The sequence below is a fragment of the Carnobacterium viridans genome, from assembly GCF_900102725.1.
GTDB lineage: Bacteria > Bacillota > Bacilli > Lactobacillales > Carnobacteriaceae > Carnobacterium_B > Carnobacterium_B viridans.
This window is the reverse complement of the sequence record NZ_FNJW01000008.1, coordinates 755,790-778,149: the sequence shown is the minus strand read 5'-3', so window position 1 is coordinate 778,149 and position 22,360 is coordinate 755,790. Positions and strand designations below refer to the sequence as shown.

At 36.0% G+C, this 22,360-nt stretch carries 20 protein-coding genes; 16 read left to right on the top strand and 4 right to left on the bottom strand.

The features are described from left to right. Window positions 1-17: 17 nt before the first annotated feature. The 4 genes from BLT48_RS05055 to BLT48_RS05040 all read left to right on the top strand — a co-directional run bounded on the left by BLT48_RS05055 (window position 18) and on the right by BLT48_RS05040 (window position 6,566). Entirely contained in the window at window positions 18-875 is an 858-nt protein-coding gene (locus BLT48_RS05055; RefSeq protein WP_089975860.1) for a GRP family sugar transporter, read from the top strand. A 32-nt stretch (window positions 876-907) separates the two neighbouring features. Then, window positions 908-2,287, top strand: a complete 1,380-nt coding sequence (locus BLT48_RS05050; RefSeq protein ID WP_089975857.1) for an amino acid permease — start codon at window positions 908-910, stop codon at window positions 2,285-2,287. Between the two features lie 252 nt (window positions 2,288-2,539). Beyond that, entirely contained in the window at window positions 2,540-3,241 is a 702-nt protein-coding gene (locus BLT48_RS05045; RefSeq protein WP_089975854.1) for an ABC transporter ATP-binding protein, read from the top strand. 13 nt (window positions 3,242-3,254) lie between these two features. Continuing rightward, on the top strand, window positions 3,255-6,566 hold the full coding sequence (locus BLT48_RS05040) for an ABC transporter permease (protein ID WP_226776611.1): 3,312 nt from the start codon (window positions 3,255-3,257) through the stop codon (window positions 6,564-6,566). Window positions 6,567-7,695: 1,129 nt separating this feature from the next. Here the strand turns inward: BLT48_RS05040 and BLT48_RS05030 are convergent. After that, window positions 7,696-8,199 (bottom strand): FUSC family protein, encoded by a 504-nt coding sequence (locus tag BLT48_RS05030; RefSeq protein WP_035023725.1) that lies wholly within the window; start codon window positions 8,197-8,199, stop codon window positions 7,696-7,698. A gap of 156 nt (window positions 8,200-8,355) precedes the next feature. On the opposite strand from BLT48_RS05030, the gene BLT48_RS05025 reads away from it, so the two are divergent. From BLT48_RS05025 to BLT48_RS04990, 8 genes are all read left to right on the top strand, one after another. Next, window positions 8,356-9,318 carry an aromatic acid exporter family protein gene (locus BLT48_RS05025; protein WP_089975849.1) on the top strand — a complete coding sequence of 321 codons (963 nt, stop codon included), beginning with the start codon at window positions 8,356-8,358 and terminating at the stop codon, window positions 9,316-9,318. 441 nt (window positions 9,319-9,759) lie between these two features. Continuing rightward, window positions 9,760-10,905, top strand: a complete 1,146-nt coding sequence (locus BLT48_RS05020) for an ABC transporter substrate-binding protein (RefSeq protein ID WP_089975847.1) — start codon at window positions 9,760-9,762, stop codon at window positions 10,903-10,905. A 78-nt stretch (window positions 10,906-10,983) separates the two neighbouring features. Continuing rightward, entirely contained in the window at window positions 10,984-11,862 is an 879-nt protein-coding gene (locus BLT48_RS05015) for a branched-chain amino acid ABC transporter permease (protein WP_035023718.1), read from the top strand. A 9-nt stretch (window positions 11,863-11,871) separates the two neighbouring features. Next, window positions 11,872-12,837, top strand: a complete 966-nt coding sequence (locus BLT48_RS05010) for a branched-chain amino acid ABC transporter permease (RefSeq protein WP_035024239.1) — start codon at window positions 11,872-11,874, stop codon at window positions 12,835-12,837. A 5-nt stretch (window positions 12,838-12,842) separates the two neighbouring features. Next, complete coding sequence (locus BLT48_RS05005; protein WP_089975844.1) at window positions 12,843-13,616, top strand: ABC transporter ATP-binding protein; 774 nt, start codon at window positions 12,843-12,845, stop codon at window positions 13,614-13,616. Beyond that, on the top strand, window positions 13,613-14,323 hold the full coding sequence (locus BLT48_RS05000) for an ABC transporter ATP-binding protein (protein WP_176944152.1): 711 nt from the start codon (window positions 13,613-13,615) through the stop codon (window positions 14,321-14,323). The genes BLT48_RS05005 and BLT48_RS05000 overlap by 4 nt, the downstream gene beginning before the upstream one ends. Window positions 14,324-14,326: 3 nt before the next feature. Beyond that, on the top strand, window positions 14,327-14,992 hold the full coding sequence (locus BLT48_RS04995) for a CBS domain-containing protein (RefSeq protein ID WP_089975841.1): 666 nt from the start codon (window positions 14,327-14,329) through the stop codon (window positions 14,990-14,992). 578 nt (window positions 14,993-15,570) lie between these two features. Further along, window positions 15,571-16,548: a DUF1002 domain-containing protein gene (locus BLT48_RS04990; protein ID WP_218123358.1), complete on the top strand. Its 978-nt coding sequence runs from the start codon at window positions 15,571-15,573 to the stop codon at window positions 16,546-16,548. Here the strand turns inward: BLT48_RS04990 and BLT48_RS04985 are convergent. Next, a complete protein-coding gene (locus BLT48_RS04985; RefSeq protein WP_089975835.1) occupies window positions 16,483-16,803 on the bottom strand; it encodes a hypothetical protein in 321 nt (106 codons plus the stop codon). The two genes, BLT48_RS04990 and BLT48_RS04985, sit on opposite strands and share 66 nt — an antisense overlap. A gap of 179 nt (window positions 16,804-16,982) precedes the next feature. Beyond that, complete coding sequence (locus tag BLT48_RS04980) at window positions 16,983-17,951, bottom strand: Gfo/Idh/MocA family protein (protein WP_035023708.1); 969 nt, start codon at window positions 17,949-17,951, stop codon at window positions 16,983-16,985. 206 nt (window positions 17,952-18,157) lie between these two features. On the opposite strand from BLT48_RS04980, the gene BLT48_RS04975 reads away from it, so the two are divergent. Continuing rightward, a complete protein-coding gene (locus tag BLT48_RS04975) occupies window positions 18,158-18,676 on the top strand; it encodes a hypothetical protein (RefSeq protein ID WP_035023706.1) in 519 nt (172 codons plus the stop codon). A 178-nt stretch (window positions 18,677-18,854) separates the two neighbouring features. Here BLT48_RS04975 and BLT48_RS04970 read toward each other — a convergent pair whose 3' ends face one another. Further along, window positions 18,855-19,868: a PTS sugar transporter subunit IIC gene (locus BLT48_RS04970; RefSeq protein ID WP_089975833.1), complete on the bottom strand. Its 1,014-nt coding sequence runs from the start codon at window positions 19,866-19,868 to the stop codon at window positions 18,855-18,857. Between the two features lie 148 nt (window positions 19,869-20,016). On the opposite strand from BLT48_RS04970, the gene BLT48_RS04965 reads away from it, so the two are divergent. From BLT48_RS04965 to BLT48_RS04955, 3 genes are all read left to right on the top strand, one after another. After that, entirely contained in the window at window positions 20,017-20,814 is a 798-nt protein-coding gene (locus tag BLT48_RS04965) for a M15 family metallopeptidase (protein WP_089975830.1), read from the top strand. A gap of 41 nt (window positions 20,815-20,855) precedes the next feature. Further along, window positions 20,856-21,494, top strand: coding sequence for a glycoside hydrolase family 73 protein (locus tag BLT48_RS04960; protein ID WP_089975827.1), 639 nt, complete (start codon window positions 20,856-20,858; stop codon window positions 21,492-21,494). A gap of 146 nt (window positions 21,495-21,640) precedes the next feature. Further along, window positions 21,641-22,351, top strand: a complete 711-nt coding sequence (locus BLT48_RS04955; protein ID WP_035023695.1) for a beta/alpha barrel domain-containing protein — start codon at window positions 21,641-21,643, stop codon at window positions 22,349-22,351. The last annotated feature ends 9 nt before the right edge of the window (window positions 22,352-22,360 follow it).

Below are 22,360 nucleotides of genomic sequence, written 5' to 3'. Positions count from 1 at the left end.
AAAGGAAGATGGAACTTATGGAAATTTTAATTGCACTAATACCTGCCATAGCTTGGGGCAGCATTGGGTTAGTGAGCAATAAATTAGGTGGAAACTCATATCAACAGACAGTAGGAATGTCAGCTGGAGCCGTTCTTTTTGCAATAGGTGTTTACTTTGTTTATCAACCAACAATTGATATGAAAATTATTTTAGTAGGATTATTGTCAGGAGCTTTATGGTCATTAGGACAAATGCAACAGTTCCAAAGTATGAAGTTTATTGGAGTATCCAATACTTTGCCTATTTCAACAGGATTGCAATTGATTGTCAATACACTTGCGGGAGTACTATTGTTTAAAGAATGGACAAGTACTAGAGATATTATTCTGGGAATTATTGCTATTATTGTTTTGATTTTTGGTGTAACATTTACCACTGTTTCAGATACAAAAGAAACAAAAGATGATTCTAAAGGACAAAAAAAATCTGGAGCAAGAGCATTACTTTTTTCTACACTTGGATATGGATTATATACAATAACCATTAATGCTGCAGGCGTCGATGCAATGGCTGTTATTTTACCACAAGCTGTAGGTATGCTAGTTGGTTCATTATTGTTCTCAATGAAGCAAGAGATAAAGAGCCAGTACACATTACGTAATATTTTGACAGGTTTGTTATGGGCGTTAGGAAATGTCTTTATGTTGATCTCAATGGAAAAAATTGGTTTGGCTATTAGTTTCTCACTTTCACAAACAGGGATTATCATTTCAACGTTAGGAAGTATTTGGTTCTTAGGAGAAACGAAAACAAAAAGAGAATTCCGCTATATCTTACTTGGCTGTATTTTAGTTATTGTTGGTGGTGTTTTATTAGGTTACGTTAAATCCTAAATGAATTTAATCAATAGATTGGTGGTATTAAAATGAATTACCTTAGAAAGAAGCCGTTAGAAACAACGCAGAGGCCATCTAATTTAAAAAGAGAATTAAAAACTATGGATTTAATCTTACTAGGTTTAGGAGCAATTGTTGGGACTGGTATTTTTGTGATTACTGGAACAGCAGCTGCACTAACCGCTGGACCGGCATTGATTTTATCTTTTATTATTGCGGCTTTTTCATGTACTTTATCCGCTTTATGTTATGCAGAATTTGCTTCTCGTATTCCCGTTTCGGGAGGAGCTTATTCATATGCTTATACTGTTTTTGGTGAATTGATTGGCTGGTTGATTGGTTGGTTGATGATTTGCGAATATCTATTGGCAAATGCTTCCGTAGCTTCAGGTTGGTCAGGATATATGAACGGATTTTTAGATGGACTTGGTCTTGGATTACCCGTTGCATTACGTTCTTCTTATAATGCGGAGACCGGAGCTTACGTGGATTTAATTGCAGTATTGATTACATTTGTTGTAACGTATGTTGTAATCCAAGGTGCTAAGAAAGCATTACGATTAAATAATGTTATGGTATTTATAAAATTTGGTTTAATTGCTTTATTTATTGGAGTAGGTGTTTTTTACGTTAAGCCAGAAAATTGGACGCCATTTGCTCCCTTTGGATTAAATGGCATCGTTTCAGGAGCGGCTGTCGTTTTCTTTGCTTTCTTAGGGTTTGACGCAGTAAGTACTGCTGCGGAAGAAACAAAAAATCCGCGTAAAGATGTTCCAAGAGGAATTATCGGTTCACTTGGGATTGCAACGATATTGTATATCATAGTAACACTTGTATTGACTGGAATTGTCCCTTACGCACAATTAGATATCAAAGACCCAGTAGCATTTGCTATACGGTTTATCGGACAAGACTTTATTGCCGGTATCATCTCTGTAGGAGCAATCTTAACCTTGTTAACGGTACTCATTTCGATGACTTATGGATTAGGACGTTTAATTTATGCTATTGGAAGAGACGGTTTACTGCCAAAGAAATTGAGTCAAGTTGATCCAAAGACAAAAAGTCCTAAATTTGCAACTCAAGTAGTTGGTTTGCTGTCAGCTATATTAGCTGGGGTAGTTCCACTAAATAAATTAGCAGAACTAACAAATATCGTAACCTTACTGATTTTTGTGATTATTGCGATAGGAATTATTAAATTACGCAAAGACTTTGGAGAACCAAAAGAAGGCGAATTTAAAGTACCTTTTGTACCCATTTTTCCGATTGTTTCTGTAATCGTGTGTGTGTACTTGATGGTTCAATTATCATTATCTGTTTGGATCGCGTTCCTTATTTGGTTAGCTATGGGAGTAGTTATCTACTTTATTTATGGTTACAAACACAGCGAACTCAATCAAAAGTAATTAAAGAATAATTAATAAGGTATATAAAAAGACGCTCGTTTCTAAAAAGAAACGTACGTCTTTTTATATTTGCAGCAATAAAGATAGAAGCGATGCTAACGATAGTGCCTATTTATTTAAGTCATTTATTCTAGTAATTTGTAATCAAATGCTGTAAAATTGTATGAATTGCGTGTTTATGGCAGTTATTTTTTTTAGTATACTTCATACAACACTTGTAAAATGAAATTTTTGAGAAATGAAGGTGCAAATATGTCTTTTGTAGAGATAAAAAATGAATTTAAACGTTATAAAATGGGTGAAACAATTATTGCCGCAAATGATGGCATCTCTTTTGAAATTGAACAAGGAGAATTTGCAGTCATTGTTGGACCAAGTGGTGCAGGAAAATCAACAGTCCTGAATATTTTAGGCGGAATGGATACAGCCGATGAAGGTCAGATTCTTGTGGACGGCACAGATATTGGCAAGTTTAATACAAAACAGCTTACGCAATACCGTCGAGACGACGTAGGATTTGTTTTTCAATTTTATAACTTAGTACCAAATTTGACAGCTATTGAAAATGTGGAATTGGCATCTGAGATCTCCAGTAAAGCGTTGGATGCAAAAAAGGTGTTAGAAGATGTTGGACTAGGTCATCGACTAGATAATTTTCCAGCACAATTATCAGGTGGAGAACAACAACGAGTAGCTATTGCTAGAGCTTTAGCTAAGCAGCCTAAACTCCTTTTATGTGATGAGCCAACTGGAGCATTAGATTATGAAACTGGAAAACAAGTGTTGAAAATATTACAAGATACTTGTAAAGAGACAGGGACAACAGTTATTGTCATCACACATAATAAAGCAATAGCACCAATGGCGAATCGAATGATTGAAATAAACAATGCAAAAGTACGTAGTGTGACTATTAATGAAAACCCTATGTCCGTAGCTGATATCGAATGGTAAGGGGTGGGAAAAATTGAAGAAGAAAGCACTGTGGAAAGATATATTTAAAGAGATGGGAAAATCGAAAACACGATTTTTATCTATCTTTGCTATTATTACACTAGGAGTAGCCTTTTTTGCCGGCATTAAAGCAACCGGTCCGGATATGATTGATACTGCGGATCATTACTATAAAGAGGCAAATCTAATGGATACCAAAGTGTTATCCACATACGGACTTAACGAGGATGACAAAGCACTATTGGAGAGTATTGATGGTGCAGATGTAACCATGAGCTACAGTCAAGATGTCATCTTAAAGGACAGCAGTTTGGTTACTAAAGTCATGTCATACTCTTTAGCTGAAAAAGCTAGCCAAAATAACTATATGATAGCTTCAGGTCGTTTGCCAGAAAAAACTGGTGAAGTTGCGTTAGATAATAACAGCAAGATGACGGGTGCTTACACTATTGGTGATACAGTTACTCTTTCATCAGAAAGTGAAGACACTAACTTAGAAGATACTTTTGCAACGACAACTTTTGAAGTGGTTGGTTTTGTGGATACCCCACAATACATTGAAAATTCTTCAAGAGGACAAAGCACGGTTGGTAAAGGAACAGTAGATGGATTTGCTGTTATTCCTGAAGAAGATTTTACATCAGAATTTTATACTGAAGCGTATGTATCCTTTGAACAAAATGATTCTCTTATTTCTTATTCACCAGAGTATGAGGATAATGTTGAAAAACAAATAGAGCAAATTGAAGAATTGGTCGAAAAAAGACCAGAAGAACGATTAGCTGAAATTCGTTCAGAAGCCCAAATTGAAATCGATGAGGGCCAAGCTGAAATTGATGATGCAAAACAACAATTAGATGATGGTCAAAAACAGTTAGAAGATGCCAAAGCTACATTGGATCAAGGTCAAGCAGATTACAACGAAGGGTTAGCCACTTTAGAAACTCAGACTGCTGATGCTCAAGCTACTATTGATCAAAAGCGTCAAGAATTAGAAACTGGAAAAGCAGAACTAGCTACAAAAGAAGCTGATTTGCAAGCAGCACAAACCCAGCTCATTGACGCTCGAAATAACTTTGAAGCCCAAAAAATAACTGCAGAGCAATCTCTAGCCAATGGCGAAACATTCATTGACAATGCCAGAGCTGTTTTGTCTGTTCCAATGGAAAGTGTGCCAGTAGAAACTCAAACGAGCATCACTCAAGCAGCCACTGCTGTTGATCCTTCACTTGGAGAAGCCTTTACCGGTTATTTTGCTGGTGTTGTTCCAAGTAGCACGGTTTCAGCTGCAGTAGATGGAGTAGCTACAACTTTTGAAGAAAATAGAGCACAATTAAATGCAGCAGAAGCAGAATTGGTAGCCAATGAACAAAGCGTAACTCAAGGTTTAGCTGATATCGAAGCTGCAAAAACAACGCTTGCTAATGGAGAAGCTCAGCTAGCAGATGCTCAAGAACAGTTAAATCAAGAAAAAGCGAACGGTGAGGCTAAATTAGCTACAGCTCTTGAAAAATTAGAGACTGGGCAAGCTGATTATGAAACAGCATTAGCTGAATTTGAAAAAGAGTCAGCAGATGCTGAAAAAGAAATTTCAGATGGCGAAGCAGAGCTGGCAGGTGCTAAAAAAGAATTGGAAAAATTAGAGATGCCAGAATATTATGTACTGGATCGTTCAACAAATCCAGGATATAGCGAGTTTAGCGATAATGCAGACCGCATCTCAGCAATTGCACAAGTTTTTCCGGTCTTCTTTTTCCTAATCGCTGCACTAGTTTGTTTAACTACTATGACTCGTATGGTAGAAGAAGAGCGATTACAAATTGGAACTTTAAAAGCACTAGGGTATTCAAATTTGGATATTTCTAAGAAATTTTTAGTTTATGCCTCAGTGGCTAGTATTTTGGGAACCATTATTGGTTTAGCTATTGGGTATCAATTATTTCCAAATGTCATCTTTAATGCCTATGGATCAATGTACAATTTGCCACCTATTAGAATAACGTATTACATCAGTTATGGCGTAATTTCCTTTGCAGTGGCGTTACTCTGTACAGTGATGTCCGCGTATCTTGCAGTAAGAGTGGCTTTACAGAGTACGCCATCTATGCTTATGCGTCCTAAAGCACCTAAAGTTGGGAAACGAATTCTGTTAGAACGCATGCCATTCATTTGGTCCAAACTTGGTTTTATCCAAAAAGTAACTGCCAGGAATCTTTTCCGATACAAACAACGTATGTTAATGACGGTTCTTGGAGTCGCAGGATGTACGGCTTTGATTTTAACTGGATTTGGTATATCGGATTCAATTTCAGATGTAGCTGGTCTTCAATACGGCAAAATCATGAAATATGATGCAATTGTTGCCTTAAATACGGATGCGAGTGATGCTGAAAAAGCTGAATATGATGAAGAATTAGCAAAACAATCTGCTGTTCAAGAATCTTTAAAAGTTAGCCAAGAAAGTTACACAGTAGATGTGGAAGGGGTCAATACACAAACCGTAACGGTATTTGTGCCTGAAACGACTGAAAACTTTGAAGACTATGTGCTTTTAAATGACCGTTCTTCTGGTCAAACGTATTCCTTGCCTGAAGAAGGTACTATTATCAGTGAAAAACTAGCTGATTTAATAGACGTCGAAAAAGGAGACACCGTGACTTTAACTGATTCAGATAATAATGAAGTAGAAGTCGTTATAAACGAAATTGTTGAAAACTACACTGGTCATTATGTATATATGAATAAAGATTATTTTGAAACGACCTTTGGAAAATCACCAGAGTATACAACCGAACTATTGAATTACGGTGAAGGAAAAATTAATGAAGAAACTTTAGGTTCTTCTCTAACTGAGCAACCAAGCGTACTATCGGTTAATTTTGTTTCTGATGTCAGCAAATCATTTGAAGAAACAATGGGTAGTTTAGGAATCGTTACACTTGTATTAATCATTTCAGCTGGTTTATTGGCTTTTGTAGTATTGTACAACTTAACCAATATCAATGTTTCAGAACGCGAGCGAGAATTATCAACCATCAAAGTATTAGGATTTTTCGATAAAGAAGTTACGATGTATATCTATCGTGAAAATATTATTCTTACTTTAATGGGAATTGTTGTTGGTTCATTTTTAGGAGTCTTACTGCACAGCTTTGTATTAGATACCGCAGAAGTCGATCTCTTAATGTTTAGTCCAACCATTCAACCACTGAGTTATCTTTACTCAGGTATCATTACACTGATATTCTCTGGAATCGTTATGATCGCAATGCACTACAAACTCAAAAACGTCGATATGATCGAAGCCCTAAAATCAGTAGATTAATTAACAGGATGTGGAGTATCCCGTTTAGCTCCGTAGAAAAACAGGGGAATTCCCGCAAGAGGCTAAGGGCTCGAGGAGAATTTCATCTTTTTTCCTAGGAGTTGGGATACAAAGCTCAACTAAAGGATGCGAAGTTCGACGTCTAGGATCGACAGAAAAACTAATAATCTTGCAGAGGATGTTTCATCCTCGTAAAGATTATGTTTTTTCCGAGATCCTGTCGAACACAGCTCAACTAAAGGATGCGTAGCACACCGCTTAGGCTTGACAGAAAAACAAGGAATTCTGTAAGGGATGTTTCATCCCTGCAAGAATTACGTTTTTTCCGAAAGCCTGGTGTGCGAAACTCAACTAAAAAAGGATGCTGAACGACCCCGAAAGACACACAGCCATTTTCAAGAATTGAGAGCAAGAGCATTCCGCGCATTGCGACAATTCATGAAAATGGTCCAGTGTCTGGGGAGTGAAGCTCAACTAAAAAAGGATGCTGAACGACCCCGAAAGACACACAGCCATTTTCAAGAATTGAGAGCAAGAGCATTCCGCGCATTGCGACAATTCATGAAAATGGTCCAGTGTCTGGGGAGTGAAGCTCAACTAAAAAAAAGATGCTGAACGACCCTGAAAGACACACAGTAAAAACAGGAAATCATTTAGAGTCTGTAAAAAACTAAAGCTTCTTGCTCGTTAAGTCAAGAGTGGAATGCTTTAGTTTTTTTGTATTGATTATGTGATTTAATAATTCAGGATTGGAGACTTTTCAGGCCCGAAAACTTTTCTATATTGAATTTTCTTTTAAAGAGTGAGCCGCATCTAGATCTACTCACAAATGAGTTAGGAATGTCAATTAAAGCAGGTTTAGCAGGTATTTGCTAGTAAGAAAAGACCAGGAATGTTGAGTAGAACCGGTTTAGCGAACATTTGTTAGTAAGAAAAGACTAGGAATGTCGAGTAGAGCAGGTTTAGCGGACATTTGTTAGTGAAAAAAGGCTAGGAATGTCGAGTAGAGCAAGTTTATCGGACATTTGCTAACAAGAAATATCGAGCATATACAATAATAAAAAAGTTGAAGAGGAATCTAGTCATCTAGACTCCTCTTCAACTTTTGAAGAATAAGTAAATGTAAACATCAAGCTTGCAATTTATCAGTTGGTTTTGGACCGCCAGGAATGAGACGGTTAACTAAAATAGCAATAAAAGTTCCAATAAAAGTGTCCAAGACTCTTGCTAAAGCATACAAAACAGTTTCATCAGTTGGTATACTAAAGTAGATGATCAGAAATGCAGCACTTGCTCCTACGATTCCAGCATTGTAGTTGATTCGATCGCAAAATACAATAATTAAAATAACCCCAAGCGGGACACCAATTAATTCAATAAAAAAATGCCATCCAATGAATTGCTGCAGCAAAACCAAACATGCGGCAAAGATAGCTCCAATAGAATTCCCAAATATTCTTGTTTTTCCAAACCTTAAACTAGTTTGCCAATCTTCTCGTAAACCAAAAACAGCTGCCAATGCAGCAATCATTGGTGGTTCTCTATCAAGTACATGAAACAAAAGAATACATGCTGCAACAGCTAAACCTGTTTTCAGTGTACGCATACCTAATCGATAATTGCCAATTTCCATCTGTACTCATCGCTTCCTTTAAAATCATTCTATTACTCCATTAGTGCAGTATACTATTAATAATAAGGGGAAACGAATAAAATACAAAGAAAAAATTTCAAATTTTAAATAGGTGAGGTAAAATAGAATCAGCTTTTAGATTAAAGGAGTGTCAGCATGACCGTCTCGTTACGAGCAATAAAAATAGCGTTAGCAACGACAATTGCGATTTTGATCGCTCAGGCATTTCAACTAGAGTATAGTGTGTCAGCCGGAGTTATAGCAATTTTAAGTGTATTAGATACAAAGAAATCCTCTGTTACTACTGCACTGCAACGAGTAGGATCTACAATTTTAGCATTAGGCGTAGCGACAATACTTTTTCAATTACTTGGTTTCAATACTAGTGTATTTGGATTGTATCTTTTAATCTACATCCCTTTAGCTTATAAATTCAAGGTAGAGGTAGGAATCGCTCCGTGTTCTGTCCTTGTTTCTCATTTATTGCTGGAACACAGTACCTCTATTGGATGGATTACAAATGAGTTGTCATTGATGATCATAGGGGCAGGAATTGCCATTTTATTTAATTTGTATATGCCCTCAAAAGAAACTCAATTAATGCAGTTAAGAGATGAAATTGAGGAGAAGATGAAGCACGTTTTAATAAGTTTTGATGGGGTATTAAGAAAAGGCTACACCAATGAAAAAGTAGAACGCTTATTAAAAGAACTTCGTATGGAATTAAAAAAAGCAGAAAAAATGGCTTATACACAGTCGAATAACCAGTTGTTCAGTCAAAATGAAGACTATATGATACAGTACTTTGACATGCGTCAACAGCAAGTTAAAGTATTAGCAGAAATGTCGACAGATCTAAGTGTCTGTTCTTTGCCAACAAAACAAAATATAATCTTAGCGGGTTTATTTCATCAAACGGCTAACCAGCTACATGAAAGTAATCCTGTAGTAGATATAAAAAAAGATATTCAAGCTATGTTAAATGATTTTAGAAATAGCGATTTGCCTTCAACAAGAGAAGAGTTTGAGAACCGCGCAGCTCTATTTATCCTTTTAAATGATTTTACACGGTTTATTCAAATCAAAAAGGAATTTTTTGAACAACAAAAAAATGAGTAAGTAAAGGTTAGCCTTATTTGGTCAACTCACCAACTTAAGAGACCGCAACTTTCATAGAAAAAACTGGAATTTCCAGTCTTTTCTGAGAAAGTTGTGGTTTTTTATTTATTGTATTTTTACAGCTGTATAAAAGGACTGTCCAACCCATTATCCCCTTAAGGAAATAATGGGTACCACTACAATGTTAGTTTAGATAATGCTTATTAGGTAGGATAGAATTATACAGATCCTTTGATAATAGGGTTTCAACTTTAGATTAAACCTTTCAATCTAAAGATAAAACTATAAATAAAAAATAGTTCAAATTTCTATTGATTAAATATTCAGAATATTCTATACTAATCCTTAATACATCTTATTGTTAGCATATTCTAATAAAACAAAGCTTCAGTAAGTCATATAAATTAACTAACGCAACTGCGTAAATAGGGGGAAAAGAAAATGAAAAAAAGATTAGTAATGGGGGTTGCAGCTCTTTCACTTTTAGCTACAGCATGTGGTACTGGAAGTGGAAGTACTACAGACGAGATCACCATTGGTTCAATGTTTGAAAAAACGGGGGAAGTCTCAGCTTATGGGACAGCTGAAGCAAATGCTGTCAATTTAGCAATTAAAGAGATAAACGAAGCTGGTGGCCTATTAGATAAAAAAATTAATTTAATTGAATACGATACAAAATCGGATAATACAGAAGCGGCTAGTATTGCAACAAAATTAGCAACACAAGATGAAGCAGTTGTGATTGTGGGACCAGCAACTACTGGAGCGGTTAAAGCGTCGACTCCTGCTGTAACAAGAGCTGAGGTTAGTTTAGTTACTCCGTCTGGTACAGACGATAGTTTGACGATTGATGAAAGTGGCAAAGTTCAACCAAACATTTTCCGTACATCGTTTCAGGATTCTTTTCAAGGAATTGCTTTAGCAGAATTTGCAACAAGTGAGTTGGGAGCCAAAAAAGCTGTAATCATCGGTGACAGCTCAAGCGATTACGCTCTAGGATTAACAAAAGCTTTTGAAGGTGCTTTTGATGGTGAAATTGTAGCAGAAGAAAACTTTACTGCAGATGATACCGATTTTAACGCTATTCTAACTCGTATCAAAGATCTTGATTTTGATTTTATCTACTTGCCTGGTTATTATAATCAAGCTGGTTTAATCATCAAACAAGCTCGTGAAATGGGAATCACTCAGCCTATATTAGGGGCAGATGGATTTGGGAACCAAGCATTACTTGAATTAGCTGGAACAGAGAATGTTGATAATGTTTATTATTCAGCTCATTACTCGCCAAACAGTGAAGATGCTCAAGTAAAAGATTTTATTGAAGCTTATCAAGCTGAATACGATACAGAACCAGATATGTTTGCAGCTCTTGCCTATGATACGGCTTACCTTGTAGCTCAAGCCATTGAAGAAGCTGGAGAAGCAACTCCAGAAGCGATCACAACAGCACTTGAAGAAATGAGTGAATTTGATGGAGTTACGGGTACTTTTACATTTGACGAAGACCATAATCCTGTAAAATCAACTTTAGTTATTGAATTACAAGATGGTGTCGAAGTAGGAAATACTGAAGTTACACCCTAAAAAAATCAAATTAAAAGGTGCAAAGCGAGTTTTGCTTAGCACCTTTTAATATTTAAAAATGAAAAGAGGTGCCATTTTATGGAAGCATTTTTACAACAACTGATTAACGGACTTTCTTTAGGAAGTATTTACGCCTTGATTGCATTAGGGTATACCATGGTTTATGGCATTATTAAATTAATTAACTTTGCTCATGGAGATATTTATATGGTTGGAGCATTTGTTGGCTATACAGCAATCAACTCGTTTAATCTCAGTTTTCTACCAGCCTTGATCGTATCCATGGTTTTTTGTGCGGTACTAGGCGTTTTAATTGAACGAATTGCCTATAAACCGTTGCGCAACGCTACTCGTGTTGCTGCTTTGATTACCGCCATTGGGATGTCTTATTTATTGCAAAACGGCATGATTTACTTGGTAGGTTCAGAGACAAGAGCTTTTCCGCAAGTCATTGAAAATAAAGTCTATGCATTTGCTGGGCTACAAGTTAGTCAGACACAAATCATGATTTTTTCCACAACGATTATTTTGATGCTAGCACTGCAGCTCATTGTTCAAAAAACAAAAATGGGAAAAGCAATGCGTGCTGTCAGTACAGATGCAGATGCCGCTCGTTTAATGGGAATCAATGTTGATAATGTTATTTCGTTTACTTTTGCACTAGGATCATCATTAGCCGGAGCAGCCGGCGTTTTAGTAGGGTTGTATTACAATTCAATTGAACCGATGATGGGCTATGCACCAGGATTAAAAGCCTTTATTGCTGCGGTATTAGGAGGAATTGGAATCATACCAGGAGCCATGTTCGGCGGTTTTACAATTGGAATCATCGAAACATTGGTTAGCGGATACGGCGGATCGATGATCAAAGATGCGGTAGTCTACTTGATTTTAATTATTATTCTTATTTTCAAGCCATCAGGATTACTTGGCAAAAATGTAAAAGAGAAAGTGTAGGTGATAAAAATGAAACAAGTGAATAAAAAAAATCTTGGTTGGCTCATTTTTATTGCAGCCATTTATACCCTTATTCAGATAGGCACAACTACAGGAATCATTAACGCTTTTTATGAAATTACTTTAATGACCATTTTAATCAATGTCATTTTAGCAACAGGATTAAATTTGATCATCGGTTTTTCTGGTCAGTTTTCATTAGGTCATGCAGGGTTTATGGCCATTGGTGCTTACTGTACTGGAATCATCAGCATTAAATACCCTACTGTACTTGGGCTTATTGGCGGAATTCTATTAGGAATTGCAGTAGCCAGCATAGTAGCCTTATTAGTGGGTATTCCTACGCTTAGATTAAAAGGGGATTATCTAGCTATTGCTACTTTAGGTGTAGCTGAAATTATTCGGATCATTATTTTGAATATGGAAGAGGTAACAAATGGAGCAGCAGGGTTAAGCGGGATTCCCTTTATTGCCACTTGGCAAATCACATTTGTATTCATTGTCATTTCTATGATCATACTAATAAACTATATTAAAAGTAGTCCAGGACGCGCAACGATTTCTATCCGTGAAGATGAAATTGCAGCAGAATCAATGGGGATCAATACAACAAAGTACAAAATCATTGCCTTTGTTTTAGGAGCAGCTTCAGCAGCAATAGCAGGTGGATTGCATGCTTCTTATTTCAGCGTTATCCGTCCATCAGATTTTACTTTTATGAAATCTGTTGATATTTTGATTATTGTTGTTTTTGGTGGATTAGGCAGTATGACAGGAAGTGTTGTTGCAGCAATCGTATTAGGGATACTCAATGTTTATTTGCAACCGTTTGGGCAGTTAAGAATGATCATCTATTCCGTTGCACTAGTGGCCATTATGGTATTTAAACCTTCAGGATTGTTAGGAACAAATGAATTTACGATTTCAAAACTACTAGACCGTAAGAATAAAAAATCTTCTATGAAAAAAGGGTGAGCAGAATGAGTTTACTAGAAGTGAAACAACTAACCAAAAATTTCGGTGGGCTATCTGCTGTCTCTATGGTAAATATGGAATTAGAGGACAACGAATTAGTTGGCTTGATTGGTCCAAATGGTGCCGGAAAAACAACGTTATTTAATTTGTTGACAGGGGTTTACGAGCCAACTGAAGGCGTGATTGATCTAGAAGTAGAAGGTAAGAAAACCTCGTTGATCAAACGAAAAACATACACGATCACATCTTTGGGATTGGGCAGAACGTTTCAAAATATTCGATTGTTTAAAGATTTATCTGTATTAGACAATGTTTTGATTGGCATGCACGAAAAAAATAAAGTCGGAACGTTAGCTAGTATCCTTAGAACGCCAGCGTATTATCAGTCAGAAAAAAAATTGCGTGAAGAAGCTCTTGAACTGTTAGCCTTGTTTAATTTAGAAACAAAAACAGAGGAATTGGCGAAAAATTTACCTTATGGAGAACAACGAAGATTAGAAATTGTTCGAGCATTAGCTACTAAACCAAAGATTTTATTTTTAGATGAACCAGCTGCTGGAATGAATCCGCAAGAAACGGCTAATTTGACAGCACTGATTCGACAAATCCAAAAAGAATTCAAAATTACGATTTTATTAATTGAACATGATATGTCTTTAGTAATGGATGTATGCGAACGCATTTATGTATTAGAATACGGCAGAATGATTGCTCATGGAACACCTGAGGAAATCAAAAACAATGAAGCAGTTATCAAAGCTTATTTAGGTGGTGAATAGACATGTTAAAAGTAAAAGATTTATCCGTTTATTATGGTGTGATCCAAGCCACTAAAGAAATTAATTTTGACGTCCAAGAAGGAGAAATCGTTTCTTTAATCGGTGCTAACGGTGCTGGAAAATCAACGGTTTTAAAAGCTATTTCTGGTTTGCATCGTCCCAAATCAGGTGAAATTTTATTCAACGATCGTCCGATACAAAAAGACTCAACGCGCAAGATCGTTCAATTGGGTATCTCCCAAGTTCCAGAAGGAAGGCATGTCTTTAAAGGGATGACTGTTATGGAAAACCTAGAGATGGGAGCCTTTCTTAGAAAAGATAAAAGTGAGATCCAAAAAGATTTGAAAATGGTGTTCGATCGTTTTCCAGTCTTAGAAGAACGTAAAAAGCAAGACACAGCAACTTTATCAGGTGGGGAACAACAAATGGTTGCCATGGGACGCGCATTAATGTCTAGACCAAAATTATTGTTGTTGGATGAACCTTCAATGGGATTAGCACCTCTTTTCATTAAAGAAATTTTTAATATTATTCAAATGATCAATAACCAAGGCACAACGGTTTTATTGATTGAACAAAATGCAAAAGTTGCTCTAGAAATTGCTCATCGAGGGTACGTTTTAGAGACTGGTAAAGTTGTACAAACGGGTACCGGTAAAGAGTTGTTAGCGAGTGATGAAGTACAAAAAGCTTATTTGGGAGGTTAGGAAATGGACGTAAAAAGTTATATGACATCAGCTGTTGTGACCGTTTCGCAAGAAACAAAAGTCTTAGAAGCGCTTGATATGATGAAAGAAAATGACTTTCATCGATTGCCTGTAGTAAAAAATGGACAAATGATTGGTTTGATTACACAAGAAATCATCCAAGAAAATTCTCCTTCTACAGCAACAAGTTTGAGTATTCATGAAATGAATTACTTACTGACTAAAACTAAAGTTGGCGACATCATGCAAAAAAAAGTGCTTACGATTCATGCAGATGATTTATTAGAAGAAGCTGCATCTCGTATGCGTGACCAAAAAATCGGTGTATTACCAGTCGTAGAAGAAGGAAACAAAATTGTAGGCATTATCACGGATAAAGATATTTTTAGCGCTTTTATTGATATTATGGGATACAACCATAAAGGTAGCCGCATTGTAATTGATATCCCGGAAGACCATCCAGGAATTCTTGAAGACATTACCAATATTTTAGCGGAAGCTAAAATCAGTATTGATCAAATTGCTGTTTATCGAAAAGATCATTTTACCCAAGTTATCATACAAATGGACAGTCCCAACGTAAATGCAATAAAAGAAATTGTAACAACAAGTGGTTATACCGTTAGTTCAGCAATTTATAAAGAAGGAAAAATAAATAACAACAATTAAAGATTTAGTGCACTTCAAAATAAATTTTATTTTGAAGTGCACTAATTTTTTTGAATTCTATTTTTGATATTTGTGATTATTGTTTATCTTCTGAACAAGCACCAGTTATTTAAAAAAGAATTGAAAAGTGACGGAAATTTGACTGTCCAAATTTAAGTTGGAATAGGTAGAAAAATGCTTGCAAAATAGTGCTTATCATTGACTTTATATAGAGTTGATTTATTTAAAAAACTATTTTAACAGCTTTTTCTTCATTTTCTTAAGAAAGTAATAAAGTTTGGTTGGACAACCTAAAAAGAGTTTGCTATCCTAAAGGTACATAGTAATCATACAGAGCAAATATGCCTAACAATTTTTTGAACAGCAATTATTTCCTTTATTTTCATAAAATTGCTTTGGAGGGGTAATGCTTGCACATAGTTTGTAAGATATAAAATGATTTGGGATAATTTCCTGAATCATTTTTTTTACTTAGGTCTAAAGGCTTAGATAATTCTTAAGAAGAATTAGGTATACTGGCTATAAGAACAAATTTAATAACTACAAACAAGCAAAAAAATGTGATGGAGGGTTTTAAAATGAAACAGGTTAAAAAAATTGGATTAACAGCTTTAGCAACAATGAGCTTGTTAGGAGCATCTTTACTTGTTGTGCCGCAATCTGCTAGCGCAACAACAAATGGAATCGACACAACAGTAGTAGATGAAAAATGGGGCAAACCAACGTTTATTTATGGTGGCGGATTATCTGAAAGTCAAATTACTGAAACGGAAGACCTTTTAGGAATCGAAAAACCTGAAAATGTAGCTATCGGAAGTGTATCAGGTCAAGATTTGATCAATTATTTAGGCGATGGTTCAGGAAATACCTCTAGTATGATCTCATCCGTACTGGTACAAAAGCAAGATGCTGGTGAAGGTGTGGATGTCGAAATCGTAACTCCAAAAAATATTAGTCAAATTACACAAGATCAGTATGCTAATGCAGCTATTACGGCAGGAGTAAACGACGTGAAAATCGTAGTTGCAAGTGTCAGCAAAGTTACGGGAGAAAGTGCTTTATCAGGTATTTACAAAGCATTTGATGTGAACGGTGAAGAATTGGACCAAGAACGCATGGAAGTAGCGCAAGATGAACTAGAAACAACGAATGATATTGCACAAGAAAATGCGGATAACGAAGAATTTGATACTGCTAAATTTGATCAAGCGATTATTGATATCAAGCAAAGTTTAGCTGAATTAAAAGAACAACAAGGCGAACTAGCTACAAAAGAAGATGTAGAACGCATTATCAATGAAGCGCTAGAAAAAAACAATTTACAAAATGCTGTTACACAAGATCAAATCAATCAATTGATGGCTTTATTTGAGAAATACCAACAAACAAGTGCCATTGATTCTGCAGAAGTGAAAGAACAATTAAAGAACTTGTCTAATACAGTCCAAGATAAATTCGGCGATGCTTTGAAACAAGCTGAAGATAGCGGGTTAGTGGATAAAGTGGGCAACTTCTTTAGTCAAATATGGAAAGCTATTGTGGGGTTGTTCAACTAACTCAGAGTCGAATTCTGTTTGAGTTGATGCAACAAGGACTAATTCGATTAACTCAGAGACGAATTTTGTTTGAGTTGACGCAACAAAGACTAATTCGATCAACTCAGAGACGAATTCCATTTGAGTTAATGCAACTAGGACTAATTCGATCAACTCAGAGATGATTTCTGCTTGAGTTGATGCAACAAAGACTAATTCGATCAACTCAGGAACGATTTCTATTTGAGTTAATGCAACTAGGACTAATTCGATCAACTCAGAGACGAATTTTGTTTGAGTTGATGCAACAAGAATTGAAATTGCAAAACAACTTATTTGTAATCCTCTATTTGCATTTTAAATAGGTCTTAATAAAGTTAAAGCCAATGACTTGTCCTTGTAAAGTAGGACAGTTCATTGGCTTTAGTTATATATAAAGTGAGAACTAAGAAAGTTTATTCGAAATCGTAGTGAAGTCCCCAATCCTTTCGTAATGTATCCATGATTTCCATTACATCATGCGTTAGGGCAAGTGATGGATTAGGACCATCTGACAGAATCATATCCGTAATATCAGCTATTTCGTAATTCATAGCTTGCTTGGTATCTCCAGCTTCAACAGTTTCCACTGAACCATCCGGCATAGTTACAGTTGCTTTGTCTGCACGAGGGAAATCATTAACTGTAATAAAGCCATTTTCAAATGCAACGATACCTGTCTTTGGCATTTTAGCTCTAAAAGTAAGAGAGATAGTAGCCAATTCATTTTGATCATTCTTTAATAAGATTCCTGACTGCTCATCTACACCTGTTTCGTAAAAATTCATTGTTGTATGAATTTCTTTGGGCTGACTAGTTAAGAAAAAGCGAGCAAATGATAGAGCGTAAATTCCAATATCTAATAACGCTCCACCAGCAAGATCTTTGTTAAAAAAACGATTGGCTGGATCTTTTTCTTTTAAACTTCCGAATGAAACTTGAATCATCTTTAACTTTCCAAGCGATCCACTTTGAGCGATTTCTTTTAGTTTGCGGTAAAGGGGCATATGATAAATGACCATTGCTTCTGCTAATACTAATTTTTTCTCTTTCGCTAACTTCATAGCTTGAGTCAATTGATCATTATTCATGGTGATGGCTTTTTCTGATAAAACGTGTTTGCCATGTTCTAAACTTTTTAAAATCAATTCAGCATGATGGCTATGTGGTGTAGCAATATAAACAACGTCAATAGACGGGTCTTCTAGTAGCGCATCATATGAACCATATGACTTTTCAAGCGCATAGTTTTTGGCAAATGCAGCTGCTTTTTCATCATTTCGTGAACCGGCAGCATAAAGTACGGCATTTTCAACATCAAACGCTTCCGCAAATTCAGTTGCTATTTGACCTAAACCTAAAATTCCCCAATTTAATTTTCTCATGGAAAGCCTCCTAAAATTTATTTGAACCATAGTGATTCTATTCTACCATTGAAAAACGCTGGATTGAAGGAGGAAAGTAATCCGAATTCTTTTTTATAAAAAAGCGATAGAACTAAGGTGTTCAAATTTGAAAGTTAACGTAATAGGTGTAAAATGAAAGTAGCACTTATTGGATAGATTTATGAACTGAAAGGGGAATGATCAAAATGCATGAAGCGTTAGTAGAAATTGTTTTAAGAGCAATAAAGGAGCAGTTTGTTAGCGAAAAAGCTTTTTATACCTCACAATTAGGCATTTCACCACAAAGTTGGGACCGATGGAAGAAAGGTAACCAAGGATTAAAACCTGAAAATATGAATAAGATTTCGCGATTGTTTACAGACTATGAATGGATGCTAGTTCAAAAAGTTTGTCGAAATGCTACGTTTTTCCCAGAAGTTAAAGCCAATCCAGTTAATGAATATTTAGCCATTAAATTTCATGTAGCACAAAAGTGGGTAAACACTGGTACCGCTGAGCTCGAATTTAAAAAGGAAACGGCAGAACAATTGACTGAGCACCATCGAAAACAGAATACGACTATTCTTAGAATTGAAGTGGAGTACGATTTTTGGAGTTACAAAGACATCATCGAATTGCGTTTACCTGGAGTTATCCAACAACAAATAAAAACCGATAAACCAAATTTATTAGAATGGTTCAATCAAAATATTCAAGACGTATAGCTCCATGTTTAGAGACTTAACGATTATCAGTAATTAAAAACAAGAGTATCCCGCGCATTGCGTCATTTACTGAAAAAAAGCTCAGAATCTGAAGAGTGAATCTCAATGGAAAAATGCCTAGCTTTTTCGTTAAACGATAAAAGAAGTTGACAGAGTTCATTCTGTTAACTTCTTTTAATTAAATGATAATTTTTAAATCATTGGGTTTTAGAAGGTTTGATTTGATAATAAAGGGTTTAAACAGCAGGGTTAAAAGAGCGGGTAAAACAACAACAATAAAAAGATAAGAAAATGTAGCACCTATTCCTTGAGAAGAAGCAATTCCAAAAACAGCGACTAAAGCGCATAACCCCATCCCTGCAATTTCAGCAGAAGCTTCCAAACCAAATATCAGAACCCCCACAGGAGCTAATAGCGTTCCAAGAATCAGTGGAAACAATGCCACTTTAGGGTGTTTAAGAATATTTCCTGTTTGAAGTTTTGGTGTAATGATTAGTTGGGCAAGAAATGTACCGGCATCATTGTCTTTCAAACTCAGAAAAGCAAAGACAGTGAATTGCACACTACATCCAATTAAAGCAGCTGCTCCAGCAGAACCATCCAGTTGCAAAGCAAGTGCAATAGCTGCAGATGAAGCAGGAGATAAAATAAGTAAACCAAAAACCAGCCCTAAAACCATTGAAGATAAAAGCGGAAACCCAGCTACAGAGGAAGTAATCAGTAAAGAAGCGTTATTCAATGTATAGGCGATTGGGGCAGATAAAAAGTAACCCACTAATCCACTGATTAAAATACTTGCAAAAGGTACTAGTATCATATTAAAGCGCGTTTTGTTAAATAAAAAGGTACCTACTACAATGGCGGTACCAATTGCAACTAAAGCGCCAACAGGTTCACCACTTTTTAAAGAAAGTATGCCATCGGAAAAAAGATAGGCACGACCGCCGATAACACCGGCTGCAGTTGCACTCAATAAGGTAAGAATATCGGTCTTTAAATAATAACTAATCCCAATACCTAAGCCGGGAATCAACAAAGTCTTTGTAACTGCACCAATCGTAATAAGTGTAGAAAAGCCCAATAATTCTCCAATACTTTGAATTAGCAGCCCAATACCTAAAGTTGCCACTACAGCAGCAGCAATACCTTGAGAGGCTTTGTAAAGGTGATTTGTTAATGGTTCATTTTTCATTCATAGTCCTCCAAAAAAAGATTTACTGTTAAAATTAATCGGTATTAATGTTATTATAAAGGAGTAAAATCAAAAGTGCACTAACTTCATATCCTAGTGTGTTTTTGATGAATCACAATATGTAAAAGTAGATTGGAGTCTTTAAAAAATGAAGAAAAATTTAGCACTACTACTGATAGCAACAGGTATATTAGGAGGGTGTGAACAATTCAACCAAGAAGCATCCGTTCAGTCTAGTCAATCTGCAGAAACGAGCTCTTCAAGTGTTTCTTTAACGCCAGAAGAAGAACAAAAATTAGCAGAAGAAGCAGAACATCAAGCCATGCTAGACGCTTTACCGGACGCCTCAACAGAAGATTGGAATCTAGAATTAGTCAATAACTGGACAAAAATAGATGAATCGATTGAAAGACCTTTAAGTGCCTTGCCAAATTCAAATGGATTGTTGGTAGATCAACGAATTATTGAAGAGTATACTGCAATGACCGATGCTGGAAAAGAAGCAGGTCATGAAATCATAGCTGTTTCTACATTCCGTTCCGTTGAATTGCAGACAACCAATTACAATAATAGCATTCAAAAGTATGTAGATGAAGGGCATTCTAAAGAAGAAGCTGTTAAGCTGACGGAAGATTATATCGCTATACCTGGTGGCAGCGAGCATCACACAGGCCTTGCAATTGATGTGATGGATACTGAATGGTTGAATTCTGGAAAAGGGTTGATTGCTGAATTTGATACTCAAGCCTCTCAACAGTGGCTGGTTGAACATGCAGCTGATTATGGATTTGTTCTTCGATTCCCTAAAGGTAAAGAAGCAGAAACAGGAATTGAATACGAATCATGGCATTTTCGTTATGTTGGCAAAGAAAATGCAGCTTACATGAAAAACTATAACTTGTCTTTAGAAGAATATATCGCCTTATTAAACGAAGCTGGTAAGTAATCTTATTTTTATGAATTTTTTAAAATGAGAGGAAGAAAGACGTGCCCCTTAAAAAGCAAAAAAAGAAAATCTACAAAACAACTAAACGCAAGTATAACAAAAAAATATCTCCTAGCTATATCATGATGACTCTTTTTGTTTTTGTTTTTGTCTTCCTTGGCACACTCTATTTTTTAGGTCAAGAGGTCTCAGAAGTGCACGTTCCGCAAGAGGAGTCTCTAAATGAAGAACAGTTTATTGTCCAAATTGCAGATTATTCTAAAGTGTTGCAAGAAAAGTATGGAGTCTTGCCTAGTATCAGTATTGCACAAGCGATACTTGAATCAGATTGGGGCAATAGTGAGCTTTCGGTTAAAAATAATAATTATTACGGAATCAAAGGCAGCGATTCAGAACCAATTGCAACGATGAAAACGAAAGAATATGTAAATGGCGAGTGGATTGAAATTAAAGCTGATTTCAGAAAGTATGCAACTTGGCAAGAGTCTATGGAAGATCACTCTGAATTGTTTACTAAAGGAACAACATGGAATGAAAATCAATATGCGAAAGTCTTAACAGCAGCAAATTATAAAGAAGCGGCTTACGCTTTACAAGAAAGCGGCTATGCTACAGATCCAGACTACCCAGAAAAACTGATTCGATTAATCGAACAATACAACTTAAATCGGTATGATTAAGAAGATAGACTTGGTTCCTTCTCAAGAATGAATCAGGTCTTCCTCTTACTAAAGAAAGAAATCGCTTCATAAAATGACAGAATGATAGCAATTAGAGTAAACATTCGTTAAAATAAACAGTATAAATTTACTAATGAGGTGAAAAAATGGAAGAAAAAAAAGGTTCTCCTAGTATCACTACTGATTTAAGAAAACACTATGTATCTGTGCCGGAAGTTATTGATACAGCTAGTGGCATTATCATAAATGGGAAAAGATTTCGTTCATTACTTTTTACAACGGATATTGCCATTATATTGAACAATGATGCTGATGCCGTTATTGCAGTCTATCCGTTTTCACCTCATCCAGCAATCATCCAAGGAATCACTACTGTAGCTAGTATGCCAGTTATTGCTGGAGTTGGCGGAGGTATTACAAATGGACATCGTTCAGCTAATATTGCTTTATTTGCTGAAGCTCATGGTTGTATTGGAGTCGTACTTAATTCGCCAACGCCTACAAAAACATATCAGCAAGTAGATCGAGTAGTAGATATTCCGATAATTTCAACTATTGTTTCTGAATTTACGAATATTCAAGAAAAACTGGATGCAGGTGTAGACATCCTTAATGTCAGTGGAGCAGCTCAAACAGCTCATATTGTACGTGAAATACGCAAGAAATTTCCAAAAGTGCCCATTATTGCGACAGGCGGGCCAACAGATGAAAGTATCAAAGAGACAATAGAAGCTGGCGCTAATGCCATTACCTATACGCCCCCTAGTAATGGTAAATTATTTAGCGAATTAATGAAGAAATACCGTGGACAAGAAGAAATCAAGTATGAAGAACGGCAAGATTCACAAGGAAAATAATAAACTAAA